Raw genomic sequence first — 26,250 nt, forward strand, 5'->3', positions numbered from 1 at the left:
ATCTCCTTGCGTTCGTCATCGCCACGTCCACTGCCGTACGGAGTTTGCCCGGTCCACGAGCGCGACGCGCTCCGAGCGCTCGTCGGTGAGGTGGGCGAGGTTGCGCAGGGCGAGCTCCAGGCGGTCGCGCAGCTCGTGCTCCTCGGCGCTCACGCCGGCCACCCGCACGGTCGGGACGGGCCCGTCGCGCAGCACGATGTCGAGCGCCTCGTCGAGGGCCTCGACGGTGACCTGGGCCTTGGGCCGGTCGGGGATGTGGGCGGCGTCGAGGCCGGCGACGGCGTCGGCCAGGTCGAGCAGCGTGCGGTGCGCGGAGACGAGGAGCCGGGCCCGCTGGAGACGGGCGTCCGGGAAGGACCCGCGCGTGGGGCCCACCAGCTCGAGGGCCCCGAGGGCGCCGTCGAGGTCGCCGCCGCCGGACCGCACGCGGGCGAGGCCGAAGGCGGCGGCGCCGGTGTAGTTGGCGTCGGCCCGGGCGATCGTGCCGTAGAGCTGCTCGGCGACCCCGGGCTCGCCCGAGAGCTCGCAGGACGTGGCGAGCGCGAGCTTGGGCGCAGGCTCGCCGGGCACCTGCCCGTAGACGGCGTTGAACGACGCGCGGGCCGCGGCGGCGTTGCCCGAGGCGAGGTGCCCGAGGCCCTCCATCCAGGCGGCGCGCCACTCCCAGGGGTCCTCCTCCAGGATCTGCGCCACGGTGGTGCGCAGCAGCGAGCCGTCACCCGCCTCGATGGCGGCGCGGGCGACGGCGAGACGCACCTCGACGGTGTGCTCGGCGGGTCCGGCCAGCGCCTTGATGCGCTCGGTGGGGTCCGCGACGTTCACGCCGGACAACCAGGACGCCATCGGGTCGGACGAGTCGACCTTGAGCAGGGGCAGCTCGTTCCAGTCCAGGGCGCCGTCCGCGCCGTCGAGCGGCGGCACGCCGAACAGGAGGGACTCGGCCGACGTCGTCGCGGTGTAGCCGGGGCCCTTGTCGGTGGCGACGACCTCGCGCAGCACGCCGAGGAGCTGGACCCGGGCCTCGTCCACGGTGGCGAACCGGTCGGCGGGCGCGGGGGCGCAGGCCTTGGCCAGCCAGCGGTAGAACGAGTCGTACTTCTGGAAGACGGGGGTGTCGGCCACGGGCGGGAACGACGCCTGGTAGACGGTGGTGTTGCCGCGGAAGTCGAGCACGAGGGACGCCAGCGTGCGGCCGAGCGTGAAGATGTCGGACGCCACGGACGGCCCGACCTCCGGCACCTCGGGCGCCTGGTAGCCGACGGTGCCGTAGATGGCCGACGTCAGGTCGTCGATGCGGCGCACGCCACCCATGTCGATCAGCTTGACGCCGTCGCCCTGGGCGATGATGTTGTCCGGCTTGAAGTCGCAGTACAGCAGGTCGTGGTCGTGCAGGTAGCTGAACGCGGGCAGCACCTCGAGGATGTAGGCGATGGCCTGGTCCACGGGCAGCGGGCGGGGCTGTCCGCCGTGCTGCTCGCGGCGGTCCTTGAGCACGTCCTTGAGCGACCGGCCGCCCACGAACTCCATGACGGTGTAGCCGAGGCCCTCGTGGAGCACGAAGTTGAAGATCTCGACGATCAGCGGGTGCTCGACCTCGGCGAGGAACTGGCGCTCGGCGACCGCGGCTTCGTACGCCTCGGTGTCGCCCGCGTTGAGCAGGCCCTTGAGCACCACCCAGCGGCCGCTGACGTTGCGGTCCCGGGCCAGGTAGATCCAGCCGAGGCCGCCGTGGGCGAGGCAGCCCACCACCTCGTACTGCCGGGCCACGAGGTCGCCGGCCTTCAGGGCGGGGGCGAAGTCGTACCGCGCGCCGCAGTGGCCGCAGAACCCGGCGATGCGGCCGGGCACGCCGTCCCGGGCACGGCCGACCGGCTGCCCGCACGTGGGACAGAACCGCTTGGACTCGGCGAGCTCGGGCGTCTCCATGACGGCCTGCAGCGGGTCGGCCACGGGCGTGTGCGGCACGGTGGTCAGGCCGGCTCCGAGGCGGTGCCCGCGCAGGCGCGTGGACCCGGTGCCGACCCGGCGGGTCTGCCGGGTTCCGCCCGTCACGCGGGCCGAGCCCAGGGCGGTGGACGCGAGGCGGGACGAGCTGGTGCGCCCGGTCGACGGCTCGGCCGCGCCGCTGGGCACGGCCGCGCCGCTGGGCACGGCCGCGCCGCCGGGCACGGCCGTGCCGCTCGGCGCGGACCCCGAGGCGCGGACGGTCGCCGCGTCGAGGTCGTCGTCGGCCCAGGACGCCGCGACGGCGGCGAGCGCGTCGCCGTCCGGGTTGCCGCCCGCCGGCGTACCGCACACGTTGCAGTAGCCGTCCTCGATGGTGCCGGTGCAGCCCGGCTCGGCGCAGGCCTGTTCAGTCATCGGTGTCCCTCCGGGAGATCGCGCACGAGCGTCTCGAGCTGCTCGGTGAAGTGCCGGGCCAGGGCGAGGTCGCAGGGGGTCGCGTCGAGCGTCTCGCGCACCTCGTCCTCGCCCGCCTTCACGGTGTACGACGACGCCCGCCCGTTGCCCTGGGCCTTCGTCATCAGGTTCTTCACGCGGTAGCGCAGTTCGGCGCGCTCCCGCAGCGGTGCGGTGTAGGCGTCCTCGACCTGCTCCATGGCACGTTCGACGGCGCCGAGGCGCTGGACGTACGTGGTGAGCCGGTCCTGCTCGTCCGGGACCTCGCCCAGGCGGTGCACGTCCGGGATCGCGAGCCGCGGCGGGTCGGTGATCTCCCGGCGGCAGCGCTCGGCGACCTGCGCGAGCCGGGGTGCCCGCTCGGCCAGGGCGGCGCGCAGCTCGACGGCGCGCTGCCGGTCCTTGGCGAGCGACCGGCTCCGGGCGGCGTGCACGATCAGGTCCCGCTCGGTGCGCGCGACCTCGTCCTCCAGCGCGCCGAGGGGGCCCGTGACGTCGGCGCCGCGGGCGGCGTCGGCCTTGAGCCGGGCGTGCCGGTCGCGCAGACGGGCGACGGCGTCGTCGTCCTGGGTCGCGGCCGTGGCCCGCGCGGCGTCCTCCGCCCGGACGATCCCCGCGGCCAGCGCCCGGAACCGCGCGGTGACGTCGGCGGCGTGCGGGTCGAACGAGAGCCGGGCGGCGAGCTGGTCGGCCTGCGCGTCGCACAGGCGTGCGGCGTCGACCAGGGAGAGGAGCGACGTGGCGGGGTCGCCGCCGAGGCGGCCCCAGACGAGCTGCGACATCCGTTCGCGCGCCACGGCGTCCGCCCGGCCCGAGTCCCACACCTCGACCAGCTCGTCCGCGCGCGTACGCACGGCCTGCCACAGGGTCAGGGCGAGCACCACGTCGGCCGTGACGGCGTCCGCGCCGGACTGCCGGGCCGCGGCGTCGAGGCGGTCCAGGTCGGCGCGGCGCACGTCGAGCCATACCTGCAGGTCGGAGAGGTAGGCCAGGAGCGCGGCCGGCTCGGCCGCGACCCCCAGCGCGCCCGGTGGCGCGGGCGCGCGCTGCGTCCGGCTCACGGTGTCCTTCCGTACACGGGCTCGGGTGCGGACGGCGCCGCGCCGAGCGCGTCGCCCAGCCAGCGGTCGTAGGACTCCTCCCACTGCCCGTCCGCGACCATGTCCTCCAGCACGCCGTTGACGAACCGCACCATGTCCGCGTCGCCCGCCGGGATGCCGACGCCGTACGGCTCGTCGCTCACGGCGTCGCCCACGACCTTGGCGTACGGGTCCTGGGCGGCGAAGCCCGCCAGGACGGTGTCGTCGCCGGTGATGGCGTCCACCGCGCCCTGCTGGAACAGGACCAGGCACGTGGTGTGCGTGGCGGCTGGCACCGCCTCGACGCCCTCCCACTGCTCGAGCCGCTCCAGGGTCGTGGTGCCCTCGGGCGCGCACACGCGCTGCCCGTCCAGGTCCTCGATGTCCTGCACCTTCGACGTCGACGGCACCAGCAGCTTCTGCCCCGCGTGGTAGTACTCCGCCGAGAACGCGATGTTCTCCCACCGGTCGCAGTTGATCGTGAACGCGCGGGTCACGATGTCGACGTCGCCGTCCTCCAGGACGGTCTCCCGGTCGCCCGACGTGATGACCCGGTACTGGATCTTGTCCGGGTCGCCCAGGACCGCGTCGGCGATCTGGTGGGCCACGTCGATGTCGAAGCCCTCGATGGCGCCCGTGAACGGGTTGCGCGAGCCCATGAGCAGGGTGTCCGCTGAGACGCCCACCCGGAGCACGCCGCGCTCGCGGATCTCGGCCATCGTGGAGCCGGACGTCACCTCCGGGCTGCCGCCCGGGTCGATCGACGCGACCGGCGGCAGGCCGTCGGCGCAGTCCTCCGCGGGGGCGGTCGCCGTGCCCGACGTCGTCCCGCCCTGCTGGGCCGAGCCCTGGGCCGACCGCTGCGCGGAGTCCTTCGTGGACTCCTGGACCGACTTCTCGGCGGACGAGCCCGCCCCGGCCGCGCCCGTCAGGAGCTGCGTCGTGGGCTGGGGCGCGCACGCCGCCGTCGTGCCCACCAGGGCCAGCGCGACCAGGGCGGTGACGATCGGTCTGCGGGCTGCGCGCGTGCTCATCGGTACTCCTTCAGGCGGACGTTCATCCCGGCGGCCGCGGCGACGGCGCCGGCGACACCGAGCACGAGGGCGACCCAGGCCGCGATCTGGGCGGTGGTCGCCGCGGAGCCGAGGCGGTCCACCGCGGCGGTGCTCGTGGTCTCGACGTCGGCGTGGGCCTGGTCGGAGAACGCGGTGAAGGCCGCGCCCGCCGAGTCGTCGGCCGTGGACGTCGCTGCCTCGACCGCCTCCTCCCACCTGCCGCCGTCGTCCAGCGCACGGATCTCGGCGTGCTTCTCGTCCCAGGCGTTCAGCAGGGCCAGGGGGTCGGAGCCGGTGTCCGAGGCGTCCTGCGCCTCGGTCAGCAGGTCCCGGGCCTGGGCCACCGACGTCTGGTAGGACTCCTCGAACTCCGCGCCGGAACCGCGCTTGATCAGCGTGAACGACTCCATCGACTTCGCGTCCGTGGCGAGCGACAGGGCCTGCGACGTGGCGACCGTGGCCGCGTACGGCCCGCTCGCCACCGACCGGGCCACGCCGTTGCCGCCCAGCACCGCCACCGTCGCCACGACGCCGCCCACCAGGAGGGCGGCGCTCGCGGCCGCCAGGCCGAGGTTCAGCCGGCGGTGCGTGCGGCGCGCCAGCCAGAGCTGGACGGCGGCCAGCGCCACCAGGCCCAGCAGCACGAACAGCAGCAGCGCCTGGCTCAGGGAGACCGAGGTCAGGTCGGAGTCCACGCGCTCGGACGTCGAGACCGCCACGTCGTCCAGCGTGGGCAGCACCTCGTCGCGGAGCGCGGACGAGGCCTGGTCCAGGTAGGCCGCGCCGACCGGGAAGCCCTGCCGGTTGTTCGCCCGGGCCGACTCGACCAGGCCCGCGTACCGCTGCACCGAGTCCGACACCGTGGCCAGGTCCGCGGTCTCGCCCGCTCCCTGCGCCGTCGCGGCCAGGGCCGGCACGGCCTCCGCGGCCTGCGACACGCTCGCCTCGTAGGCCGCGCGGGCCTCCGTGGGCTCCAGCCCGCCCACGAGGAACGCGTTCGTCGCCGTCGCGTCCGCGGACACCAGGTCGTTGCGCAGCTCCTGCGTGCCGACGAGCTGCGCCGCGTCGCGCTGCGCGTCCCGCAGCGCGGCCGACTGGCTGCTGCCGGCCAGGAACCCGGTGACAGCGAGCAGCAGGCACCCCACCACCGCCACGGCGGTGGCCAGCGCCAGCCGGCCCGGGGTGGTCGCGAGCCCCGCGGCAAGGCGGTCCCGGACGGAGACACGCGCGGGGCCCTCGCCCGGGGAGCCCGGCGCCTGACCCGGCTCGGTCCGGGGCGGGCCCGTGGTGGTCAGGGGTGCCGTCACAGGGTGGCCTCGCTGTCTGTCCCGATGTCCACGACGTCCTCCAGGTCTTCCGGGACCAGCGTGCGCAGCTGGTCCACCGTCGGTCGTTCAACGTCCCGCAGACGCCAGGCGTGCCGGGCGATCGCGGAGTCGAGCACGTTGCGTGCCCAGCGTCCGTTGCCGAAGCCCTCGCCGCGCACCTGGTCCGCCACGAGGCGGTCGAAGCGGTCGAGGGTCTCCGGCTCCGGCTCGAAGTCGGCGGCCCCGGCCATGGCCGCGAAGATCTGCCGCAGCTCGGCGGCGGAGTAGTCCTCGAACGTGATGGTCCGCGAGAACCGGCTCTCCAGGCCCGGGTTGGTGCCGACGAACCGGGCCATCGGGCCCGGGTAGCCCGCCACGATCACCACGAGGTCGTCGCGGTGGTCCTCCATGTCCTTGACCAGGGTGTCCACCGCCTCGCGGCCGTACTGGTCCTCGGCCAGCGCGTACGCCTCGTCGATGAACAGCACGCCGCCCAGGGCGCGCTGCACCACCGCCGTCGTCTTCTCCGCGGTCTGGCCCAGGTAGCCCGCCACCAGCTCGGACCGGTCCACCTCGACCAGGTGGCCCTTGTCCAGCAGGCCCAGCGCGCGGTAGATCCCGGCCACGAGACGGCCCACCGTCGTCTTGCCGGTGCCCGGGTTGCCGACGAACACCAGGTGGCGGGTGAGCGTGGGCGACGTGAGGCCGGCCTCGGCGCGGAGGCGCTCGATGCGCAACAGCTCGGTCTGGCGGTGGATCTCGTCCTTGACCCGGCCCAGGCCGATGAGCTGGTCGAGCTCCGCGAGGAGCTCCTCCAGGGTCTCTTGCGGTTCTGCTGGTTCGGGTGCTGTGGCTGGGTCGGCCTCGGACACCGCGGCCTTGGCTGTCAGGTCACCTTCGGCTGCGGGGAGTGCTGCGGGGAGTGTGGACGCCTTGTCTCTGCCCTGTGCCGCGCTGCGGTGCACCGCCTTGGTGCCCTCCGCGGCGGCGATGGCGCTGATGCTCGGGTCGCCCAGGGTGGCGGCCGCGTCGACGACGGCGGACAGCGCGTCGGCGTAGGCCGGGGCGTGCTGCGGGGCGGTCGCGATGAGGTGCTCGAGCAGGTCGGTCGGGGCGGAGCGCCAGCGGCGGGCGCTGACGGCGGCGTCGAAGAACGGCTGGAGGGTGGACGACGTCGGCCGGGCGGCGACCCTCGCTGCCGAGCCGCCCGGCGCGGTGGCCTGGAGCCAGTCGGCCGGGGCGCCCGGGGAGGACTCGGCCACCGCGGCGGCCAGGCGCTCGCCCTCGGCCCGCGCCTCCGGGCCGGCCAGGCCGGCGGCGGTGCCGGCCCGGGCGAGGGCGTCGAGGGCGGTGGTGAGCGCCGTCGCGGTCACGGGGCCTCCAGCGGGGCGGGCCCCGGCGTCGGGCCCGGGCCTGCCGTGCCTTGACCGGGCAGGGCCTGACCGGGCAGGGCCTGACCGGGCAGGGCCTGACCGGGCAGCGACTGGCCGGCACCCGGGAGGGTGAGGCCGCCCGAGGTGCCGAACTTCTCCTCCAGGAACCGGCCGTGCGCCACGAGGGCCACCGCGTCGGCGCGGGAGACGGCGTCGGAGATCTTGTCGAGCGTGGCGCCCAGGAGGTCGAGCTGGTCGCAGAGGATCAGCAGCGACGTCTTGCCGCGGTCCACGACGCGTCGGTCCGCGAAGTCGCGGGGCAGCCGCAGGTAGGCGTCCACGGCCTCCGGCAGGTAGCTCGTCGCGGTCGCGACCACGGTGTGCGCCTGCTGGGAGCCCGCGCCGAGCCGGTCCAGCCGCGGCGCCATCTCGTGCACCGTCTCGGCGACCCGCTGCACCCGGGCGGTGACGGCCGCGGGGGCCTTCCCGGACGCGCGGGCCAGCACGGCGTCGACGGACGTGACGATCTGCTCGGTCGTGGGCGGCGCCGGGACCGCGAGGGGCGGCTCCTCCTCGGTGCGTCGGCCGCCGAAGACCCGCTGCCACCAACCCATGCGTTCCCCCGTGCCCGCGGCCGTCACCGGTTGCCGAGGTCGAGGGAGCCGCCCGCCACGCCGTCGGTGTTGGTGCGCCGGGCCCGCTCGACGTACTCGGAGGCCTTGGCCGTCTCGGTCTGCAGCACCCCGATGGTCTGCGACATCGAGTCCAGCGCACGGGTCTTGAAGTCGCTGATCGAGTCCATCGTCGCGTAGATGTTCGCGAACGCCGACTGGAGCTGCTCGATGCCCACGGTCGAGCTCGCGGCCTGCTCCTGGATGGTCGCGGACTGGTCGGCGAGCATCTTGGACGTGGAGGCGATCATGTTCGACGTCGTGGTGTTCAGGGCGCCGATCTGGTCCAGCACGAGCTTCTGGTTGGCCAGGGCCTGCGCCACGATGACGGCGGTGCGCAGCGCCGAGACCGTGGTCGTGGTGGCGCGGTCGACGCCCTTGGTGAGCTCGACGTTGTTCTTGATGATGATGTCGATCGCGAGGTAGCCCTGGATCGAGACGGCGAGCTGGGTGAGCAGGTCCTGGTGCTTCTGGCGCACGTAGAACAGCACGTCCTCGGACAGCGCCTTGGCCCGGTCCGGGTCGGCGATCTGCAGCTCGGCGATCTTCGCGGACAGCTGGGCGTCCAGGCGCTCGGCCACGTAGATGTACTGGTTGAGCCGTGTCATCGTGTCCCAGAGGTTCTGCTTCTCCAGGTTGAGCGCCGCGTTGTCCTTGCGCAGCTCGTCCTGCCCGTTGTAGAGGGCCTGGATGATGGCGTTGAGCTGGCCCTGGGCGGACTCGTAGCGGCGGAAGTAGTCCTGGATCTTGTCGCCGAACGGGATGACGCCGAGGATCTTGCGGCCCACGCTCGCCTCGGACGGGTCCAGGTCCTCCACCGTGCGGCGCAGCTCCAGGAGGGTCTGGCCCACCTTCGAGCCGTCGGCGAGGCCGCCCTCCTTCAGGGCGCGGACCGGCGTGGCCAGCAGGCGGTTGCTGGAGTCGGCGGCCTGCCGGATGTCCTGGTCGCCCATGGTGCGCACGTCGTCGGCGCGCCGGGCGAACTCGGGGGACCGGGTGTCGGCGCCCAGCAGCCCGTCCAGGTAGGTGGTGACCTTCTGGTCCAGCGCGGGCGCCACGGCGGGGTCGACCTTGGGCGCCATCTTGGGCGCCTGCGTGGCGGCGACGGGCTGGACCGGGTCGGGCGCGCTCAGCACGAGGGGCTCGGCTGCGGGAGCAGGCGGTTGAAGCGGCATCGGCTCGGTCATCGGTGCTCCTCGCGATAGGGCGTCCGAACTTGGCGAGTATATGCGGGAGGCCGCTGTCGCCGGGAGGAAAAACGCCTGGGTGCGGGGTGAGAACGTTGGGGCGTGCGGGGGAGTTCCCGGGCGTCGGTGGACGGTTCTCCACGCCCTTCGCCGGGCGCGGCGGTGTGGGCCGGGCGGAGACCCGGCCCACACCGCACGGCCACGTGCTGCGGGGCCGGGACGTCAGGCGGCCGGGGTCTCCGCGGTGGCCACCAGGGTGGCCCGGCCGAGGATGTGGGACGCCATGGTGAAGCCGAGGAACGCGGGGGTGGCGTCGTCGGGAACGCCGAGGTCCTCGGTGTCGAGGGCGTGCACGGTGATGAAGTACCGGTGCGCGCCGTGGCCGGCGGGCGGTGCGGCCCCCAGGTAGCGGGGCGCGCGGGCGTCGTTGGGCAGCTGGGTGGCGCCCTCGGGGAGCCCTGAACCCGTCTCGTCTCCCGCGCCCTCGGGCAGCTCCGTGACCGTGGCCGGGATGTTGGCGACGGCCCAGTGCCAGAAGCCTGAACCGGTGGGGGCATCGGGGTCGTACACGGTCACCGCATAGCTCTTCGTGGCAGCCGGCGCGCCCGTCCACGTCAGCTGCGGCGACCGATCCTGCCCGCCGGGCATGCCGAAGAGACCGGACAGCTGCGCCGCGGGAAGTTCGCCTTCGTCGTGCACGGTCTGGCTGGTCAGCGTGAACGCCGGCACCAGCGGGAGCCTGGCAAAGGGGTCGTTGCTCATCTGCACTCCAATCGAAGATCGATCAAACAAGAAATGATCGATTATTTTGCTACGCTAGCCCCATGGAAGCCGAGAGCGCAATCGAACCGACGCACCGCTCGCCGTCGGAACGTCTGTACGCCGGGGTCCGCACGCGGATCCTGCACGGAGAGTTCGGGCCCGGCGCAGCGCTCAAGCCGCGGGAGCTGGCGGACACCGAGGGGGTGAGCCTCGCGGTCGCCCGGGAGGCCCTGCTGCGTCTCGTCGGTGAGGGCCTGGCGGTGCGGTTGCACAATCGCGGGTTCGCGGTGCCGTCGATGGACGCCGACCGCTGGCAGAAGATCGCGGAGGCCCGGATCGCGACGGAGCCGGCCATGCTCCGCATGTCGATGGCCCGGGGCGACATCGACTGGGAGGCGCGGGTCCACGCGGCCCACTACCGCCTGCGACGCACCCCGGTCTGGACGGAGGGCGGCCCCTTCTACTCCGACGAGTGGTCAGAGGCCCACCGCCAGTTCCACCGGTGTCTCCTGGAGGGCTGCGCGAACGACATCCTCCTCGACCTGTTCGACCGGATGTGGGTCGCCAGCGAGCTCGCCCGCCGCTGGTCCACGTCCGCGATGCCCCGTGGCGTCCCGCTCCGGAGCGTCCAGCCCCGCGACGGCATCGCCGAGCATGCCGCGCTGGAAGCCGCCGTGCTCGTGCGCGACGCCGACCGCGCCGTCGACCTGCTCGTCCAGCACCTCACACTGACCGCGGAGAGTCTGCGTGCCGGTCATGGTGCACCGGACGGCTGAGCTGCGCGGCCGCCGAGAGGAACGACCCACCTCACCGGTGTGGCGCGCCTCACCTGGGGCCGCTGGACGGAATACGTCCGGCCGGGCGCACAGTTTGGGAGCATGAACGCAGTCGTTCGGAACACCTTCCAGACAGGATGCACACGTAGCCATGCCCTCGCGTCGGTTCTCCCGCCCGCGTGCCGTCGTCGTTGTCACGGCCACGGTCGCTCTCCTGCTCGCTGCCTGCTCACCCGGGGGAGGGACGCCGGAGGAGGCCTCCGGCGAACCCGTCGCGGGCGGAACCCTCACCTACGCGTCGGGTGACGCCGAACCCTCGTGCCTCGACCCGCACGTCGGCGGCAACTACCCCCAGGCCCTCATCGCGACCCAGTACCTGGAGTCCCTCGTCTCCCTCGACGAGGACGGCGAGGTCGTCCCGTGGCTCGCCACCGAGTGGGACGAGAGCGACGACGGCCTGGAGTGGGAGTTCACGCTCCGCGACGACGTCACGTTCACCGACGGCACCCCGTTCGACGCCGAGGCCGTCGCCGCGAACATCGCCCACGTGCAGGACCCCGCCACGGCGTCGTCGACCGGGTACCTCGCCCTGGCGAAGATCAAGGACGTCGTCGCCGTCGACGACCACCTGGTCCGGCTCGAGATGAGCGCCCCCGACTCCGCGCTGCTGGAATCGCTGTCGCAGGTGTGGGTCGCGATGGAGTCGCCGAAGGCGCTGGAGCGCAGCCAGGAGGAGAACTGCGCCGCGCCGGTCGGCACCGGCCCGTTCGTCGTCGACACGTGGGAGCGCCAGGACTCGGTGACGCTGGTCCGCAACGACGACTACAGCTCGCCGCCGGCCGACGTCGCCGAGGCGACCGAGGGCAGCGACCTGCCCTACCTCGACTCGATCGTGTGGCGGTTCATCCCCGACTCCGCGAGCCGCTACGCAGCCCTCCAGTCCGGCGAGGTGCAGGTCATCGACAACGCGCAGCCCGACACCATCAGGTCCGCCGAGTCGGACGACGCGATCGAGGAGCTGGACGCCCCGCGCCCCGGCGCGGCCAACCGCATCGAGCTCAACTCGGGCAAGGCGCCCTTCGACGACGAGCGCGTGCGCGAGGCGTTCATCCGCTCCGTGAACGTGGACGACGGCATCGAGAGCCTGTTCTTCGGCACCGCCGAGCGGTCGTACTCGCCGCTGTCCAGCGTCGAGCCCCTGGGCCTGAGCCTGCCCGACCTGTTCACGGTCGACACGGACGCGGCGTCCGACCTCCTGGACGACGCCGGCTGGGCCGAGCGCGACGCCGAGGGCTACCGCGTCAAGGACGGCGAGCGCCTCAGCCTCGACTTCCCGGTGAGCACCAACCAGTCGATCCCCGCCGAGCAGTCCCTGTTCGAGCAGATCCAGGCCGACGCCAAGACCGCCGGCTTCGAGGTCAACCTCCAGCCGCTCGACCTGTCGAGCTGGTACGGCGTGCTGGCGGAGAACGAGTACGACCTGGTCAGCGCGCCGTACACGAAGGTCGGCCCGGACGTGCTGCGGATCCTGTACCACTCCGACTCGATCGAGCCGGCGCCGAGCGGCTACTTCGCGAACCTCGCGCAGGTGGACGACGCCGACCTCGACGAGCTGCTGACCCAGGCCTCCGCCACGAGCGACGCCGACGAGCGGGCCGCGCTGTACGAGCAGGCGCAGCAGATCATCCTGGAGGGCTACTACATCCTGCCGCTGTACGACCAGCAGAACCACTTCCTGCGGTCGTCCGCCGTGCAGGGGCTGCGGGCGATGCCGACGGTGTCGACGCCGACCTTCGCCGGGGCATGGCTGGTGCCTTGACCCTTCCGGTCGCCACCACCGGGGCGCGCAGGAAGCCGGTGCCGGGCAACCGGCACTGGCTGCTCCTGCGCGCCGGCGGCGTCCTCTTCGTCCTGTGGGCGGCCGCGACCATCACGTTCTTCGCGCTCCGGCTCGTCCCGGGCGATCCCGCCGAGGCGATCCTCGGCGGCCCCGGCTCGCAGGCCGGGCCCGAGGCCCTTGCGCAGGTGCGCCGCGAGTACGGCCTCGACCAGCCGCTCGTGGTGCAGTACCTCACCTACCTGGGGCGGCTGCTGACCGGCGACCTCGGCCAGTCCTACTCGCTGCACAAGCCGGTGCTGACCGCGATCGGGGAGCAGTTCGGCGCCACGCTCACGCTCGCCCTGGTCTCCCTCGTGCTCGCCTGGGCGCTCGCCACGGGCCTGGCGGCCTGGAGCGTGCGGGGCGGGCGGGTCGCCTGGGCGATCGGCTCCGGGCTGGAGCTGGTCGCCGCCGCCGTGCCGCACTTCTGGCTCGCGACGGTGCTCATCCTCTTCTTCAGCCTGACCCTCGGCATCCTCCCGCCGGTCAGCGTGCCCGGCCCGCTCGGCATCGTGCTGCCCGCACTCACCCTGGCGATCCCGCTGGCCGGGTTCCTCGGCCAGGTCATGCGCGAGTCCCTGCTCACGGCCATGGAGTCGCCGTTCGTCACCACGGCCCGGGCGCGCGGCGAGAGCGAGGTGCGGATCTTCTGGCGGCACACCCTGCGGCACGCGGCCATCCCCGCCGTTGGGCTGTCGGGTTGGGCGTTCGGGTCGCTGATCAGCGGGGCCGTCGTGGTCGAGTCGGTGTTCGCGCGGCAGGGCCTGGGGCGCAGCCTGCTGTCCGCCGTGCAGCTGCGCGACGTCACGCTCGTGACCGGCATCGTGCTGGTGGTGGCGCTCGCGTACACGGTGATGACGCTGGTCACGGACCTCGCCGACCGGCTCATCGACCCGCGCACCCGGGCGGTGGCGGAGTGAGCCGCGTGCGGCGTCCGGGCGGCGTCGGCGGCCTCCGGTTCACCGTGGCCGAGGTAGTCGCCGGCGTGTTCCTGGTGTTGCTCGTCGTCGCCGCGCTGTGGCCGAGCCTGCTCGCCCCCGGCGATCCCCTCGCCGTCTCGCACGCCGACGCCTTCCGGCCGCCGTCGCCGGCCCACCTCTTCGGCACCGACGAGTCGGGCCGCGACATCTACACCCGCGTGGTGCACGGTGCCTCGGAGTCGCTCCTGATCGGCGTGCTCGCCACGGCCATCGGCATCGGCCTGGCGATCGTGCTCGGCTTCGTGGCCGGGCTCGGCCCGCGCTGGCTCGACTTCGGCACCACCCGCGTGGTCGAGGTGCTGTTCGCGTTCCCCGGGCTGCTGCTCGCGCTGCTGTTCATCGTGGTCACGGGGCCGGGCGTGCTGAGCTCGACCATCGCCGTCGGCCTGGCCACCGCGCCCGGGTATGCGCGCATCATCCGTTCCCAGGTGCGCCGGACGGCGTCCGCCGAGTTCATCGAGGCCGCCCGCGTGCTGGGCCGCGGGCGGCTGTGGATCACCGCCCGCCACATCCTGCCGAACGTGACCGCCGCGCTGTTCGTGCTCGCCACCCTCGGCCTGGGGCAGGCCGTCATCTGGGTGTCCTCCCTGAGCTACCTCGGCCTGGGCGCCGTGCCGCCCGCCGCCGAGTGGGGCGCGATGCTCGCTGCCGGGCGCACCTACATCGCCAACTTCTGGTGGATGACGTTCTTCCCCGGCCTCGCGATCGTGGCCAGCGCCGCCGCGGCGACGGTGATCGGGCGGGGCATCCAGAAGCGGAACAGGAGCGCGGCATGAGCGAGCCGGTGCTGGACGTGCGCGACCTCGCCGTGTCGTTCGCCGGGCGGCAGGTCGTCGACGGCGTCAGCCTCCAGGTCGCCGCGGGCGAGTGCGTCGCGATCGTCGGCGAGTCCGGCTCGGGCAAGAGCGTGACCGCGCGCAGTGTCGTCGGCCTGGCGGGGGAGGGCGCGCGGGTGTCCGCGGCCCGGCTGTCCGTCGCGGGTCAGGACGTGCTGTCCCTGTCCGCGCGGCGGCTGCGGAAGCTGCGCGGCGGCACCGTCGGCCTCATCGCGCAGGACGCGCTCGTCTCCCTGGACCCCCTGCGCCCCGTCGGCCGCGAGATCGGCGACACGCTGGCCCTGCACACCGACCTCGACGCCGCCGCGCGCCGCGCGCGTACCCTCCAGCTCCTGGAGCGGGTGGGCCTGCCCGACGCCGAGCTGCGCGCCGGCCAGCGCCCCGGCCAGCTCTCGGGTGGGCAGCGGCAGCGCGCGCTGATCGCCGCCGGCATCGCGGCCGGCCCGCGCCTCGTCATCGCCGACGAACCCACCACCGCGCTCGACCAGCCCGTCCAGGCCGGCGTGCTGCGACTGCTCGGTCAGCTCCGCGACGAGGGCACGGGCGTGCTGCTGATCAGCCACGACCTGTCCGTGGTGCTCGGCATCGCGGACCGGGTGCTCGTGATGACCGACGGTGTCGTGGTCGAGGAGGGCACGCCGGCCGAGGTGTTCGAGCACCCCCGGCACCCGTACACGCGGAAGCTGGTCGACGCCGTCCCGGCGGGGCGGGCGCGGGGGGAGTCGCTGACCGGGGGCGCGGGCGCTTCGTCGTCGGGCGCCGCTGCCGCCGTCGTCCCGCCGTCGGCCGGGGCCGGTGCCGGTGGCGGTGCCGGTGCCGGTGCCGGTGCCGGTGCCGACGAACGTAGGGATAGTCGCGTTCTGTGCCGTGACAAGGCGACTATCTCTACGTTCGATCGGTCCGGCGGCGACGGTGCCGGCGGGGCGCAGGGTGTGCTCGTCGAGGCGCGGGGGCTGTCGCGCGTGTTTCACGTCGGCGGGCGGGAGATCGTCGCCGCCGACGACGTGTCGTTCGCCCTGCGCGCCGGCCGGACGCTGGGGCTGGTCGGCGAGTCCGGGTCGGGCAAGTCGACCACCGCACGGCTGCTGCTCGGCCTGGAGCACCCCGACGCCGGCGAGGTCACGCTGCTGGGCGAGCCGTGGAGCCCGCTCCCGGAGGCCCGACGCCGGCCGCGCCGGCCGCTCGTCGGCGCGGTGTTCCAGGACGCCCTGAGCTCGTTCGACCCCCGCTGGACGGTCGGCGCCGTCCTCGCCGATGCCGTGACCTTCGGCCGCTCGGTCCGGCCCGGACCCGTGCGCGCCGAGATCGCGGCGCTGCTCGACACCGTGGGCCTCGACCCCGCGCTGGCCGCCCGCCGCCCGCTGCATCTGTCCGGCGGGCAGCGCCAGCGCGTCGCCGTAGCGCGGGCGCTCGCGGCGCAGCCCCGGGTGCTGGTCCTGGACGAGCCGGTCTCGGCGCTCGACGTCTCGGTCCAGGCGCAGGTGCTCGACCTGCTGGATCGGCTCCAGCGCGAGCGCGACCTCGCGTACCTGCTCATCACCCACGACCTCGGCGTGGCGCTGCACATGAGCGACGACGTCGCGGTGATGCAGGAGGGCCGCATCGTCGAGCAGGGCCCGGCGTCGAGCGTGTTCGAGGACCCGGAGCACCCGTACGCGCGGCTGCTGCGTGACGCCGTCCGGCTCTGAGAGGCCTGCCGAACGCGCGGCCCGATGCCCCGGCCGACCTCCGGGGAAGCGATGTGCGCCCCGGACAGGTAACGCTGAGCCACCACTGCTAGCTCAGCGTTACCCACCCATGGGCACAACATCCGCCCCGGAGCGGGCCGGTCGCGAGAGCGTCGGCGGACCGGAGGGCGTGCGGGGCCCGCGCCGGCTGGTGACGGGTCAGCCGACGCCCACGTTCTGTCGCTCCGGCTCGATCACGGCCACCACCCGCTCGTGCTCGCGGGAGTAGGGCGAGCCGGTGTACTTCCTGGCCAGCCGGTCGACGATCGTCCAGCCGGCCTCGCCGTCGAGCCACTCGACGACCCGGCCGCGCACGACGACGGGCTCGAACGGGTTGTCGGCGGGCGCGATGGACAGGGCCACTCGGGGGTCGCGGCGCAGGTTGCGGGCCTTGCGCATCGTGGGGCCGGTGAAGAAGACGATCTGGTCGCCATGGGTGCCGACGAAGACCGGGGCGGTGTGCGGCGCACCGTCCGGGAGGACGCTGGCGACGTGGGCGATGGAGGTGCCGTCCAGGACGCGGCGCACGGCGGGTTCGAGCATGTCGGGGCTCCTTCGGCGGGGATGGTGCTCGGCGGGGATGGGTGGGCCCAACCTAGGAGCCGGACGGCGGCGGGTTCTTGAACGAAACGAGCAGGCTCACGCCCGCAGCGGCACCCGGCGTCGCGTGGCGAGGAAGGGGCGGTACGACGCCGCGTGCTCGTGACCGCAGGCGCAGCGGTCCATCCCGCCGCCGAGCAGCCCCCGCGGGGTGAGGCCGGTCAGCCGCAGGCACTCCCGGCTCAGGTGGGCCTGGTCGGCGTAGCCGGTGTCGATCGCGAGGCCCGCGGCGCCGTCCGCGCCTCGCCGTCCGCTGGCCACCGCGCCGGCCTGGGCCAGCGCGAGGAAACCCTGGAAGCGCAGCGTCCGCTGGAGGACCTTGGGCGGGACCCCCACGGTGTGCAGGCAGCGGCGGCGGAGCTGGCTCGGGGACAGCGCCAGGCGCCCGGCGAGGGCGTCGATGCCGACCCGGCGCCAGGGCATGAGCGCGCCGACGGCCGCGCCCACCAGCGGATCCGGGCCGGCCGCCCGCCGCAGGAGCCGCACGAGGTGGGCCTCCAGGAGGTCAAGCGCCTGCTCGGGGGTGGTCGCCCTGGCGGTCCGGTCCACAAGCTCGTCGACCGACCCGCCCCACAGGTCGGCCAGGTCCACGCGCTGGTCCACCAGGTCGTCGAGCGCCGTCGGCAGGGGCGGCGGCGTGCCGGGAAGGAACCGCACGCCGACGATCGTGGTGCGCGGCGGCACGACCTCGATCTCGGGGCCGGTCAGCGGTCCGATGAGCTGAGGACGGCCCCCGATCGGGAGGTGGATCTCGACGCCGCCGGTGGGCAGGTTCCGCTGGACGTACGCCGTCGCGCCGGTGCGCTGGACCCACACCGTCCGCACCGCGCCCGCCAGCGCGGGCAGCGGTGGCCGCTCGACGTAGGACTCCATGGAGGTCATCCTCCACGCGGTGGCCCGCGGACCGCCAGGGAAGTGCGTGGGCTGTCACCGATGACTTCCCGGGGCGCGCGCCGTCTGCCCGGAGGAGTCGGCCTACGACGGCCGTGACGACAAGGAGGCCCGGCATGCCGCGATACCTGATCTCGTTCGACGACGGTGCGATGACGTTCCCCGAGGAGGACCTGCCCGCCGTGGCCGAGGCCTCGCACGCGGTGGTGCGAGCGGCCAAGGACGCCGGCGTGTGGATCTTCGGCGCGGGCCTGGAGCGGCAGCGGGCTGCGATCGTCGCGACGGACGGCACCGTGACCGACGGGCCGTTCCCGGAGACGAAGGCCGTGATCGGAGGGTTCGCGATCCTCGAGGTGCCCTCGCGCGAGGAGGCACTGAAGTGGGCGGCCCGCATCGCCGAGGGCTGCCGCTGCGCCCAGGAGGTCCGGGAGCTGATGTACGACCCGGAGTCCTGAGCTGCGCGCGAGGCGGGACGTCGTCGTCCCGCCGCCCGCCACATCCCCTTTGAGGCCCGGGTTTCTCCGCTTTCGGACGGCGGAAAGCGAAGCAACCCGGGCCTCAAAGGGGATGAGGGGTCAGCCGGCGAGCGACCTGACCGTGTCGATCGTGTCCGCCTCCGCGGCCGTCTTGTCGTCGCGGTACCGCAGCACGCGCGCGAACCGCAGCGCGAGACCGCCGGGGTAGCGGGACGAGCGCTGCAGGCCGTCGAACGCGATCTCGACGACCTGCTCCGGCCGGACGGTGACGACCCAGCCGTTGTCCTCGACCTCCAGCTCCCGGAACCGCTCGGTCTGCCACTGGAGCATCTGGTCGGTCATGCCCTTGAACGTCTTGCCGAGCATCACGAAGCCGCCCTCCGGGTCCCGCGCGCCCAGGTGGATGTTCGACAGCCAGCCCTGGCGGCGGCCCGAGCCGCGCTCGACCGCGAGCACCACGAGGTCGAGGGTCTTGCGGGGCTTGACCTTGACCCAGCCGGCACCCCGTCGTCCGGCCGCGTAGGGCGCCTCCAGGGACTTGACCACCACGCCCTCCTGGCCCTCGCGGACCGCGCCCGCGAAGAACTTGGCCGCCGCCTCCGGGTCCGACGTCACCAGGCGGCGCACCGTGTGCGGGCCCGCGACCTCGTCCAGCACCGCGAGGCGGTCGCGGAGCGGGGCGTCGAGCAGGTCGCGGCCGTCGGCGTGCAGCACGTCGAAGAAGAACGGGGTGAGCTCGAACTGGTCGGCCAGCGCCTCCTCCGCCGACGCCGCCCGCGCCGACGTCCGCGCCGCGCCGCGCGCCGCGCCGCGCGCCGACCCGCGCGCCGACCCTCGCGCCGACTCGTGGGTCGCCGACCGCGCGGCCGTCTCCTGGAACGGCCGCGGCACGCCGTCGGGCCCGACGCCGAGCGCCTCGCCGTCCAGCACCAGCCGGTCCGCCGGCAGGCCGCGCACGACTTCGACGATCTCCGGTACGCGCTCCGTGATGTCGTCCAGGGAGCGCGTGACCACCCGCACCTCGTCGCCGAGCCGGTGCACCTGGATGCGGATGCCGTCCAGCTTCACGTCCACGCACAGCTCGGCGGGCCCGTCGCCGGAGCCGAGCTTCTCGAACGCGGCCGCGATGTCCGGCGCGGACTGGGCGAGCATCGGCCGCACCGGCCGCCCGACCTCCAGGGTGAACGCCGCCAGCGCGGCCGGCGGGTCGTCCGCGAGGAGCGCGGCGCTCGCGACCGGCCCGGTGGCCCCGCGCAGCATGACGGCGCGCCGGACGGCGTCGGCGGGCGTTCCGGAGGCATCCGCGACGGCGTCGACGACGACGGAGTCAAGGGCACCCTGCCGCAGCTCGCCCGCGACCAGACCGCGGAGGAACGCCTGCTCCCGCTCGGTCGCGGCGCTGAAGAGCTCGGTGGCCGCGGCGGAGCGTGCCTGGGCGGAGCCCGAACCCTCCAGGGCGGCCATCGCGGCGAACGCGGCGTCGACGTCGCGCACCGTGAGCGTCGGTTCGGAAGCGGGCGGTGGAAGGTCGCGCAGCGCGGCGTAGCCGAGGCCCGTGCGGCGCTGGCGCAGTGCGCCGGCGAGGTAGGCGACGACGATCTCCAGGTCCTCGGCCGCTTCCGCGGGCGCCGGAGCGCCACCGCCGTCCGCCGTCAGGCGTAGCAGGTCGGCGATGGCCGCACGCTTGGCCAGGCGCGAGCGCGTGGCGGCGACGGCGTCGGACGTGGCGGCGACCTCGGCGAGCAGCATGCTCCATCTTGACCCGCCGCCCGACCAGCCGCGGCCCGAGGCGTTGACCACAGCACCTGCTGCCACGCCGGGGCCGGACCTGGCAGCAGCTGCTGTGGTCAACACCGAGCCGTGGCAGCAGGTGCTGTGGTCAACGCGTCAGGCCCACCAGGTCAGGTGGGCTCGGGCCTCCGCCGTCGGCTCGATGAGCTCCCAGGCCTCCGCGATGCGGCCGTCCTCGAACCGCATGATGTCCACGACCGTGATCTCCGGTCCGGCCGGGAGGCGACGCCGGGAGTGCAGCAGCACGTGGTCGCCGTCGGCCAGCAGGTGCAGGACCGTCACCTCCATCCCGTCGATGTGGTCCAACGAGCCGCGCACGGCGGCGAGCCACTCGGCCTTGCTCCGCGACGTCCCGTCGGGCCGGCGGTGGACGAAGCCGTCGGTCAGCGCCTGCGCGACGGCGTCGGTGTCGCCCGTCTCGGTGAGCGCCGCGAAGGCGGCGGTGACGATGCTCGTGTTGTCGGTCGAGGTGCCCGGCGTGGTCGTGTCCTGAGTGGTCGTGTCCTGGGTCGTCGTGTCCTGGGTCGTCATGTCCGCAGTCTTCGGCGGGGCGCCGCGGGTTGTCGATGAACTGCGAGTTCATGGCGCTCCGGCCCGCCGTGCACGACACTCGACCTCCATGGGAACAGTGGGCGAGCTGCTGCGGCAGTGGCGGCAGCGCCGCCGGCTCAGTCAGCTCGATCTCGCGATCGCCGCCGACGTCTCGGCGCGGCACGTCAGCCTCGTCGAGACCGGGAAGTCGCGGCCGAGCGCCGACATGGTGCTCCGGCTCGCGGAGCAGCTCGATGTGCCGCTGCGCGACCGCAACCGGCTGCTGCTCGCCGCGGGGTTCGCGCCCCGGTACGACGAGCGCCCCCTCGGCACCGACGCCCTGGCGCCCGCCCGCGACGCCGTCGCGCGGGTGCTGCGGGCGCACGAGCCCTACCCGGCGCTGGTCTTCGACCGCGGGTGGAACATCCTGATGACCAACCGGGCCGTCGACCGCTTCTTCGCGGGGGTGGCGCCCGACCTGCTGCGCCCGCCGGTCAACCTCGTGCGCCTGGGCCTGGACCCGCGCGGGCTCGCCCCGCTGGTCGTCAACCTCGCCGACGTGCGCGCGGTGTTCCGCGCCCGGGTGCGGCGTCAGCTCGCCACCGTGCCCGACGCCGGGCTGACCGCCCTCTACGAGGAGCTGCTGGCGCCCGGCTCCCTCGGCGACGACGGCCCGGCGGAACCCGGCCGGTCGATCGCGGCCGAGTCGGACGTGGTGATCCCCATGATCATCCGGATCGACGGGCGGGAGCTGCGGCTCTTCTCGACGATCACGACGTTCGGCACCCCGATGGACATCACGCTCGACGAGGTGGCCATCGAGTCGTACTATCCGGCCGACGCGGAGAGCGCCGCCTATTTCACGGACGGCGCCGTCTCGGAAGCGGCCGAGGGCTGACCGTCAGCCCAGCGGCCACGCCGCCACCGCCTGCTCCACGGCGGTGCGGGCCGGTCCCGCGATCCCCGGCACGAGCTCGTACGGCGCCTCGCCCGCCTTGGGCGCGCGCCGCCACGTGCCGACCAGGCGCCCGTCGAGGAGCACCGCCGGCCGGAAGATCCCGTTGGTGAACGGGACGACGGTCCGCATCGCCTCGGCGTCCGCCACGAGGTCACGGTCCTGGTAGCCCAGCACGATCTCGTCGAACCCCGCCACGAGCAGGACACCGCCGGGTTCGGCGAGCCCGGGCAGCAGCTCGGGCGCGACCCCGGCGCCGGGCCCGTCCGCCGCGCGTCCCACGAGCATCACCTTCCCGTCGACCGTGACCTCGGCAACGGCGTCCGGTTCGGTCTCGCGCAGCGTGGCGACCGCGGCGCGCACCGGGGTCTTGGGCAGGCCGAGCCACCAGGCCAGGTCGTCCACCGTGGCGGGTCCGCGGCTCGCGAGGTAGGACCGGGCGATGCGGCGCAGGGCGGCGTCGGGCTCCTCGGCCGGCCCGCCTGCGACGCCACCTGCGGCCCCGTAACCACCCGCGCCCGGCGAAGCGACCATCTTCTGCTGCGCCCCCGTGAAGGGGCCCCAGTGCAGCACCCCGCGCAGCGCCAGGGTGACGATCAGGTGGTACCCGCGCTGTCCCTCGATGGGCACCCCGGCCTGCTGCCACAGGTCGATCATCTCGGCCCGCGTGAACCCGTCCGACGTCGCCAGCGCCTCCCGGGTGATGCCTTCGGCGCGGTCCACGAGCGCGTCGTCCAGCCCCTCCGCCTCGCGGACCCGCCGGCCCAGGTGGGTCACGCGCTCACCCGTCAGCGAGACGAGCGCGGCGAGGTCTCGCGGCGTGGTCGCGAAGAGCGTGCCGCGCTGGGTCCAGCCGCGCACCAGCTCACCGCTGTCGAACCCGGCCCGTACGTCGTCGATCGTGGTGCCCGGCCGCGACCGGACCGCGATCGCGCGCAGCACCGCGGGCAGGTCCTGACCCTGCAGGGCAACCATCCGGCGGACGACGTCGGCCGGCGTCGCGGAGCTCGGCCCGTCGGCGGGCAGCGCCAGTCCCTGCGTGCGCAGGCGCAGCCGGCGCGCGACGTCGGGGGCGAGGTCCGTGGCTCCGGAGGGCATGCGGGAAGAGTACGTCGCACCTGTGACACTCGTCGGGGTCCGCGCAGCGGGCTGCGCCGGACACCGCGTCGTCTCCCCGGCACGGCCCGCTTCACCGGTGACGCCGTGTCATGCCGTGGCCTGCGGTATGTCACGGGGGGAGCGATGACGCGGTCGCCCTGGAGGGTACCGGCCCGGACCGCTGGGATCGAGGCATGACCTCGACACCAGCGAACCCCGCCGACGGACCCGGCGCCGACAGCCCCGAGCCGCCCCGACCGGGCAAGGTGATGCGCGTCTCCGTGCTGACCATCGCGGTGGCACTCCTGGCGGCGACGCCGGCGCCCGGGGCGGCGTCGTCCGCCTCGACCTCCCCGTGACGCCTTATTTGGCATGGTCAAGACCGGCCCGGCCTAGGCTAAACTCAGCTCGCTTGCCTCCGTAGCTCAGCTGGATAGAGCGGGTCACTTCTAATGACTAGGTCGCGGGTTCGAATCCTGCCGGGGGCACTGATCTGCTGTCGTCGGGCGTCGGAGACACCCTCCGACGGCCTGCACAAAACCCTTGTTTCTGCACACCCACCAGCCGCTACGGCTTGGCAGAACGATCTTGACCTATCAGGATGAAGCCGTGACTCCAGGAACACGCTCCGCAGTGCTCGGCCGTCGGGGTGGTGTGGACCCGAACGTTGCGGAGCAGCTCGGCTTCACGGTGCACGACGTCGTGCAGGACCTGCGCCGCGACGTCGCCGCGGCCACCCTGCCCCTGCCCGTCGACGGCGCCGAGGAGGCCGAGGCGTCCCGGGAACGCCTCCTGGCCCAGCTCGACGAGCACCTGCTGCCGCGCCTCGCCGAGCTCTCCAGCCCCGCCGTCGTGGTGCTCGCCGGCTCCACGGGAGCCGGCAAGTCCACGCTCTTCAACAGCCTCCTGGGCGAGGAGGTGTCCGAGGCCGGGGTGCTGCGGCCCACCACCCGCGAGCCCGTCGTGGGCGTGCACCCGCGGGACGTCGACACGCTCACCGCGGGCCCTGTCACGGAGCTCGCCCGGCTGGTCAAGCACGAGGGTGTGCCGCGCGGCACCGCGCTGATGGACGCGCCCGACCTCGACTCGCTCCTCAAGGAGAACCGCTCCACGGCCCACCAGCTGCTGGAGGCCGCCGACCTCTGGCTCTTCGTCACCACGGCCGCCCGCTACGGCGACGCGCTCCCGTGGCAGGCGCTCGACCGCGCCAAGGAGCGCGGCGCGAGCGTGGCCATGGTGCTCAACCGGGTGCCCAAGGAGAACCTGACGACGATCCGCGCCGACCTCAATACCCGCATGAAGGAGCGCGGGATGAAGGACGTCCCGCTGTTCATCGTGCCCGACGTCGGACCGCACGAGGGGCTGCTCGACCCCAAGCTGGTGGCGCCCATCCAGCGCTGGCTCAACCTGATGGCCGGCCCCGAGCGCTCGCGCACCGTCATCCTGCGCACCCTCAAGGGCGCGATCGGCGCCCTCCCGGAGTGGGTCACGGGGCTGGTGACCGCGGTGGAGCAGCAGGGCACCGCCGCGTTCGACCTACGCAACGCCGTCCAGGCCGTGGTCCCGGACGAGCAGCTCGCCGCGCGCACCGCGGTCCTGTCGGGGACGTCGGGCGAGGGCACGGTCGCCGCACGGTTCGCCGAGATCGCCAGCACCGACCACATCTCCCGGGTCACGGTCCGCGACGGCATCGCGCGGACCACCAAGCGCGCAGGGAAGGCCCGCGAGGCGGCCCTGCTCCGGCTGCGCGAGGAGGTCGAGGCCACCGCGACCCGCGCGTTCGTGGCCGCGGGCGTGCGCACGGAAGAGAGCCTGCGCGGCGTCCTGGCCGGCCCCGGCGCGCCGCCCGCCGGCGAGACGATCCTCCCGTCCGCGTCCAGCCGCGCCAAGGAGCGCCTCGCCTGGGGCCAGAAGGCGGCCGCGGCCTGGTCCCGCCTGGCCGACGACGTGGTCGGGCGCATGGCGGACGCCGACCCCGCGACGTCCGACCCCGAGGCGGTCGCCCGCGCCACGGGCGCCCGCAAGGCGTTCGGCGACGCCGGGCTGGCGACGCTCCTGCAGGCCACCGCGCTCGGCAACGAGGACTCCATGGCGCTCGTCGACCGCGTGCTGGGCGACAGCGCGGGGGACTCGATCGAGGAGCTGCAGGGCGAACTTGCCGACCAGGTCGCGCTAGCGGTTGCGGAAGAGGCCCGTTCTGTCCAGAGTGCCCTTGACGTCCCCGCGCTAGCCGACGACGCGGCCGCTCCGCTCCGCGTGCGGCTGGCCGAGCTCAGGAGGCTGACATGACGAGCCACGACGCGACCCTCGGCGCTCGGACCGAGGACCTCGGCCGAGCCCTCCAGATCGCCGGGTCCCGCCTAGACGACGCGGTCTTCGGCAAGGTCGCCAGCTCCGTGGCCGGGGTGCGCGAACGGCTCGCGCTCGGCGTGGACCACACGGTGGTGGCGCTCGCCGGCGGCACCGGGTCGGGCAAGTCGAGCACGTTCAACAAGATCTCCCGCCTCACCTTCGCCGACGTCGGCGTCAAGCGCCCCACCACCGCCAAGGTCACCGCCTGCTCGTGGAGCGACGACGCCGCCACGCTGCTGGACTGGCTGGGCGTCGAGCGGGAGCGTCGCATCACCCGGGCCGGCGAGCTCGACTCGGCCGACGAGGCCGCCCTGAGCGGGCTCGTGCTGCTGGACCTGCCCGACCACGACTCGGTCGCGCCCGCCCACCGCGACGTCGTGGACAAGGTGCTGCCCCTGGTCGACCTGCTGGTCTGGGTCGTGGACCCGCAGAAGTACGCCGACGACGCCCTGCACACCGGCTACCTGCGCGACTCGTCCGGCATGCGGGCCTCCACCGTGGTGGTGCTCAACCAGATCGACACGGTGCCCGTGGGCCAGCGCGACAACCTGGTCAACGACGTGAAGCGCCTGCTGCGCGACGACGGCCTGGACAACGTGCCGGTCATCGCGGCGTCGAGCAAGACGGACATCGGCATCGAGGACCTGCGCGGACTGCTGGAGCAGACGGTGGCCCGCCGGTCGGTCTCCGCCGGCCGCGCCGCGGGCGAGCTGGACGCCGCCGCGACGCTGCTGCTCAGCCAGACCCCGGCCGAGGTGCCGTGGCACATCGACACCGTCCTCGAGCGGGAGATCGACGCCCTCGCCCGGGCGGCGGGCCTGGAGTCCGTCGCCGCGCAGGTCGGCGCCGCGGTACGCAACGGCTACGGCTCGCCCGAGTTCCGCAACCCGGACCCCGACTCGATCGCCCTGTCCCGCTCGCGCTGGCTCACCGGTTCCGGGGAGTCGCTCAAGCCGGGCTGGCAGCGTTCGCTCGCCGAGAGCGTGGCGAGCGCCCGCGACGTCACGAGCGCCGTGTCGACGGCGCTGCAGGGCATCACCCTGGACACGCGCGGCCCGACGACGCAGCCGCTCACCCGCCGGCTGGCGCTCGGGGCGGTGCTGCTCGCGGTGCTGCTCGGGATCGGCACGGTGCTGGCCTCGACGGGGATCCTGCCCGTGGGTGACACGTGGACCACCGTGCTCGGGGTCGCCGCCGTGGTGGCCGCCGTCGCGGCGCTCGTGGTGTTCCTCGTGGCGATGCAGATGCGCCGGGCGCTCGCCGCGCGCCGGGCGCAGGCCGTCATCGCGTCGGGCCGCGCCGCGCTCGAGCGGGTGCTGCGCCAGACCCTCGGCGTGCCCACCCAACGGCTGCTCGACGAGCACCGCGCGGTGCGTGAGCTCGCACAGAGTGCGCGCGACGACGGACCCTCGATACCGCTTCGTGTGGAAGAGAACGCGACCACAGGCAGCCAGATCCGGGTTTCGTCAACAGGTGACTTCGGACTGACCGACCTGCGCTCCGTCCGCGCCTGATGCTGGGTAC

At 74.0% G+C, this 26,250-nt stretch carries 23 protein-coding genes and 1 tRNA gene; 11 read left to right on the plus strand and 13 right to left on the minus strand.

Going from position 1 to position 26,250, the window contains the following annotated elements:
* Nucleotides 1–15: 15 nt before the first annotated feature.
* The 8 genes from ACH45N_RS08130 to ACH45N_RS08165 all read right to left on the minus strand — a co-directional run bounded on the left by ACH45N_RS08130 (nucleotide 16) and on the right by ACH45N_RS08165 (nucleotide 9,834).
* Complete coding sequence (locus tag ACH45N_RS08130) at nucleotides 16–2,361, minus strand: tetratricopeptide repeat protein (protein WP_397392863.1); 2,346 nt, start codon at nucleotides 2,359–2,361, stop codon at nucleotides 16–18.
* Nucleotides 2,358–3,461 (minus strand): hypothetical protein, encoded by a 1,104-nt coding sequence (locus ACH45N_RS08135; protein WP_397392865.1) that lies wholly within the window; start codon nucleotides 3,459–3,461, stop codon nucleotides 2,358–2,360. The genes ACH45N_RS08130 and ACH45N_RS08135 overlap by 4 nt, the downstream gene beginning before the upstream one ends.
* On the minus strand, nucleotides 3,458–4,513 hold the full coding sequence (locus tag ACH45N_RS08140; RefSeq protein ID WP_397392867.1) for a glutamate ABC transporter substrate-binding protein: 1,056 nt from the start codon (nucleotides 4,511–4,513) through the stop codon (nucleotides 3,458–3,460). Before ACH45N_RS08140 ends, ACH45N_RS08135 begins: the two co-directional genes overlap by 4 nt.
* Nucleotides 4,510–5,841, minus strand: coding sequence for a hypothetical protein (locus ACH45N_RS08145; RefSeq protein WP_397392869.1), 1,332 nt, complete (start codon nucleotides 5,839–5,841; stop codon nucleotides 4,510–4,512). The genes ACH45N_RS08140 and ACH45N_RS08145 overlap by 4 nt, the downstream gene beginning before the upstream one ends.
* Nucleotides 5,838–7,214: an AAA family ATPase gene (locus ACH45N_RS08150; RefSeq protein ID WP_397392871.1), complete on the minus strand. Its 1,377-nt coding sequence runs from the start codon at nucleotides 7,212–7,214 to the stop codon at nucleotides 5,838–5,840. The genes ACH45N_RS08145 and ACH45N_RS08150 overlap by 4 nt, the downstream gene beginning before the upstream one ends.
* On the minus strand, nucleotides 7,211–7,828 hold the full coding sequence (locus ACH45N_RS08155) for a hypothetical protein (protein ID WP_397392873.1): 618 nt from the start codon (nucleotides 7,826–7,828) through the stop codon (nucleotides 7,211–7,213). The genes ACH45N_RS08150 and ACH45N_RS08155 overlap by 4 nt, the downstream gene beginning before the upstream one ends.
* A gap of 23 nt (nucleotides 7,829–7,851) precedes the next feature.
* On the minus strand, nucleotides 7,852–9,072 hold the full coding sequence (locus tag ACH45N_RS08160) for a toxic anion resistance protein (protein ID WP_397392875.1): 1,221 nt from the start codon (nucleotides 9,070–9,072) through the stop codon (nucleotides 7,852–7,854).
* Nucleotides 9,073–9,294: 222 nt separating this feature from the next.
* A complete protein-coding gene (locus ACH45N_RS08165; RefSeq protein ID WP_397392877.1) occupies nucleotides 9,295–9,834 on the minus strand; it encodes a YbhB/YbcL family Raf kinase inhibitor-like protein in 540 nt (179 codons plus the stop codon).
* Nucleotides 9,835–9,896: 62 nt separating this feature from the next.
* Between ACH45N_RS08165 and ACH45N_RS08170 the strand changes: the two genes are divergently transcribed.
* From ACH45N_RS08170 to ACH45N_RS08190, 5 genes are all read left to right on the plus strand, one after another.
* On the plus strand, nucleotides 9,897–10,610 hold the full coding sequence (locus ACH45N_RS08170) for a GntR family transcriptional regulator (RefSeq protein WP_397392879.1): 714 nt from the start codon (nucleotides 9,897–9,899) through the stop codon (nucleotides 10,608–10,610).
* Nucleotides 10,611–10,761: 151 nt separating this feature from the next.
* On the plus strand, nucleotides 10,762–12,429 hold the full coding sequence (locus tag ACH45N_RS08175) for an ABC transporter substrate-binding protein (protein WP_397392881.1): 1,668 nt from the start codon (nucleotides 10,762–10,764) through the stop codon (nucleotides 12,427–12,429).
* 38 nt (nucleotides 12,430–12,467) lie between these two features.
* Nucleotides 12,468–13,409, plus strand: coding sequence for an ABC transporter permease (locus ACH45N_RS08180; protein ID WP_397393829.1), 942 nt, complete (start codon nucleotides 12,468–12,470; stop codon nucleotides 13,407–13,409).
* A gap of 5 nt (nucleotides 13,410–13,414) precedes the next feature.
* Nucleotides 13,415–14,245: an ABC transporter permease gene (locus ACH45N_RS08185; protein WP_397393831.1), complete on the plus strand. Its 831-nt coding sequence runs from the start codon at nucleotides 13,415–13,417 to the stop codon at nucleotides 14,243–14,245.
* On the plus strand, nucleotides 14,242–15,993 hold the full coding sequence (locus tag ACH45N_RS08190) for a dipeptide ABC transporter ATP-binding protein (protein ID WP_397392883.1): 1,752 nt from the start codon (nucleotides 14,242–14,244) through the stop codon (nucleotides 15,991–15,993). The genes ACH45N_RS08185 and ACH45N_RS08190 overlap by 4 nt, the downstream gene beginning before the upstream one ends.
* 198 nt (nucleotides 15,994–16,191) lie before the next feature.
* Here the strand turns inward: ACH45N_RS08190 and ACH45N_RS08195 are convergent, their stop codons facing one another.
* Nucleotides 16,192–16,575 carry a TIGR03618 family F420-dependent PPOX class oxidoreductase gene (locus ACH45N_RS08195; RefSeq protein WP_397392885.1) on the minus strand — a complete coding sequence of 128 codons (384 nt, stop codon included), beginning with the start codon at nucleotides 16,573–16,575 and terminating at the stop codon, nucleotides 16,192–16,194.
* A 96-nt stretch (nucleotides 16,576–16,671) separates the two neighbouring features.
* Nucleotides 16,672–17,505, minus strand: coding sequence for a helix-turn-helix domain-containing protein (locus ACH45N_RS08200; protein ID WP_397392887.1), 834 nt, complete (start codon nucleotides 17,503–17,505; stop codon nucleotides 16,672–16,674).
* 134 nt (nucleotides 17,506–17,639) lie between these two features.
* Between ACH45N_RS08200 and ACH45N_RS08205 the strand changes: the two genes are divergently transcribed.
* Complete coding sequence (locus ACH45N_RS08205) at nucleotides 17,640–17,978, plus strand: YciI family protein (protein WP_397392889.1); 339 nt, start codon at nucleotides 17,640–17,642, stop codon at nucleotides 17,976–17,978.
* A 120-nt stretch (nucleotides 17,979–18,098) separates the two neighbouring features.
* Here ACH45N_RS08205 and ACH45N_RS08210 read toward each other — a convergent pair whose 3' ends face one another.
* Nucleotides 18,099–19,748: an ATP-dependent DNA ligase gene (locus ACH45N_RS08210; protein ID WP_397393833.1), complete on the minus strand. Its 1,650-nt coding sequence runs from the start codon at nucleotides 19,746–19,748 to the stop codon at nucleotides 18,099–18,101.
* A 138-nt stretch (nucleotides 19,749–19,886) separates the two neighbouring features.
* The gene (locus ACH45N_RS08215) at nucleotides 19,887–20,321 is read right to left on the minus strand and encodes a nuclear transport factor 2 family protein (protein ID WP_397392891.1); all 435 of its coding nucleotides are present in this window, start codon (nucleotides 20,319–20,321) and stop codon (nucleotides 19,887–19,889) included.
* 88 nt (nucleotides 20,322–20,409) lie between these two features.
* Here ACH45N_RS08215 and ACH45N_RS08220 point away from each other — a divergent pair, with 88 nt between their 5' ends.
* Nucleotides 20,410–21,219 carry a helix-turn-helix domain-containing protein gene (locus ACH45N_RS08220; protein ID WP_397392893.1) on the plus strand — a complete coding sequence of 270 codons (810 nt, stop codon included), beginning with the start codon at nucleotides 20,410–20,412 and terminating at the stop codon, nucleotides 21,217–21,219.
* A gap of 3 nt (nucleotides 21,220–21,222) precedes the next feature.
* Here the strand turns inward: ACH45N_RS08220 and ACH45N_RS08225 are convergent, their stop codons facing one another.
* On the minus strand, nucleotides 21,223–22,374 hold the full coding sequence (locus ACH45N_RS08225; protein ID WP_397392895.1) for a winged helix DNA-binding domain-containing protein: 1,152 nt from the start codon (nucleotides 22,372–22,374) through the stop codon (nucleotides 21,223–21,225).
* Nucleotides 22,375–22,568: 194 nt separating this feature from the next.
* On the opposite strand from ACH45N_RS08225, the gene ACH45N_RS08230 reads away from it, so the two are divergent.
* The 4 genes from ACH45N_RS08230 to ACH45N_RS08245 all read left to right on the plus strand — a co-directional run bounded on the left by ACH45N_RS08230 (nucleotide 22,569) and on the right by ACH45N_RS08245 (nucleotide 26,240).
* Entirely contained in the window at nucleotides 22,569–22,733 is a 165-nt protein-coding gene (locus ACH45N_RS08230; RefSeq protein ID WP_397392897.1) for a hypothetical protein, read from the plus strand.
* A 55-nt stretch (nucleotides 22,734–22,788) separates the two neighbouring features.
* A tRNA-Arg gene (locus ACH45N_RS08235) sits at nucleotides 22,789–22,862 on the plus strand.
* A gap of 121 nt (nucleotides 22,863–22,983) precedes the next feature.
* On the plus strand, nucleotides 22,984–24,663 hold the full coding sequence (locus tag ACH45N_RS08240) for a GTPase (protein ID WP_397392899.1): 1,680 nt from the start codon (nucleotides 22,984–22,986) through the stop codon (nucleotides 24,661–24,663).
* Nucleotides 24,660–26,240 (plus strand): GTP-binding protein, encoded by a 1,581-nt coding sequence (locus tag ACH45N_RS08245; RefSeq protein ID WP_397392901.1) that lies wholly within the window; start codon nucleotides 24,660–24,662, stop codon nucleotides 26,238–26,240. Before ACH45N_RS08240 ends, ACH45N_RS08245 begins: the two co-directional genes overlap by 4 nt.
* Nucleotides 26,241–26,250 lie beyond the last annotated feature (10 nt).

The organism is Promicromonospora sp. NPDC019610 (assembly GCF_044389365.1).
GTDB lineage: Bacteria > Actinomycetota > Actinomycetes > Actinomycetales > Cellulomonadaceae > Promicromonospora.

What these genes read in the sequence shown, in the direction of transcription:
- ACH45N_RS08245 (WP_397392901.1), top strand. Translation starts at nt 24,660, where the DNA reads ATGACGAGCCACGACGCGACCCTCGGCGCTCGGACCGAGGACCTCGGC.
- ACH45N_RS08205 (WP_397392889.1), top strand. Translation starts at nt 17,640, where the DNA reads ATGCCGCGATACCTGATCTCGTTCGACGACGGTGCGATGACGTTCCCC.
- ACH45N_RS08130 (WP_397392863.1), bottom strand. Translation starts at nt 2,361, where the DNA reads ATGACTGAACAGGCCTGCGCCGAGCCGGGCTGCACCGGCACCATCGAG.
- ACH45N_RS08160 (WP_397392875.1), bottom strand. Translation starts at nt 9,072, where the DNA reads ATGACCGAGCCGATGCCGCTTCAACCGCCTGCTCCCGCAGCCGAGCCC.
- ACH45N_RS08225 (WP_397392895.1), bottom strand. Translation starts at nt 22,374, where the DNA reads ATGCCCTCCGGAGCCACGGACCTCGCCCCCGACGTCGCGCGCCGGCTG.
- ACH45N_RS08175 (WP_397392881.1), top strand. Translation starts at nt 10,762, where the DNA reads ATGCCCTCGCGTCGGTTCTCCCGCCCGCGTGCCGTCGTCGTTGTCACG.
- ACH45N_RS08210 (WP_397393833.1), bottom strand. Translation starts at nt 19,748, where the DNA reads ATGCTGCTCGCCGAGGTCGCCGCCACGTCCGACGCCGTCGCCGCCACG.
- ACH45N_RS08230 (WP_397392897.1), top strand. Translation starts at nt 22,569, where the DNA reads ATGACCTCGACACCAGCGAACCCCGCCGACGGACCCGGCGCCGACAGC.
- ACH45N_RS08140 (WP_397392867.1), bottom strand. Translation starts at nt 4,513, where the DNA reads ATGAGCACGCGCGCAGCCCGCAGACCGATCGTCACCGCCCTGGTCGCG.
- ACH45N_RS08170 (WP_397392879.1), top strand. Translation starts at nt 9,897, where the DNA reads ATGGAAGCCGAGAGCGCAATCGAACCGACGCACCGCTCGCCGTCGGAA.
- ACH45N_RS08215 (WP_397392891.1), bottom strand. Translation starts at nt 20,321, where the DNA reads ATGACGACCCAGGACACGACGACCCAGGACACGACCACTCAGGACACG.
- ACH45N_RS08155 (WP_397392873.1), bottom strand. Translation starts at nt 7,828, where the DNA reads ATGGGTTGGTGGCAGCGGGTCTTCGGCGGCCGACGCACCGAGGAGGAG.
- ACH45N_RS08220 (WP_397392893.1), top strand. Translation starts at nt 20,410, where the DNA reads ATGGGAACAGTGGGCGAGCTGCTGCGGCAGTGGCGGCAGCGCCGCCGG.
- ACH45N_RS08195 (WP_397392885.1), bottom strand. Translation starts at nt 16,575, where the DNA reads ATGCTCGAACCCGCCGTGCGCCGCGTCCTGGACGGCACCTCCATCGCC.
- ACH45N_RS08190 (WP_397392883.1), top strand. Translation starts at nt 14,242, where the DNA reads ATGAGCGAGCCGGTGCTGGACGTGCGCGACCTCGCCGTGTCGTTCGCC.
- ACH45N_RS08200 (WP_397392887.1), bottom strand. Translation starts at nt 17,505, where the DNA reads ATGGAGTCCTACGTCGAGCGGCCACCGCTGCCCGCGCTGGCGGGCGCG.
- ACH45N_RS08165 (WP_397392877.1), bottom strand. Translation starts at nt 9,834, where the DNA reads ATGAGCAACGACCCCTTTGCCAGGCTCCCGCTGGTGCCGGCGTTCACG.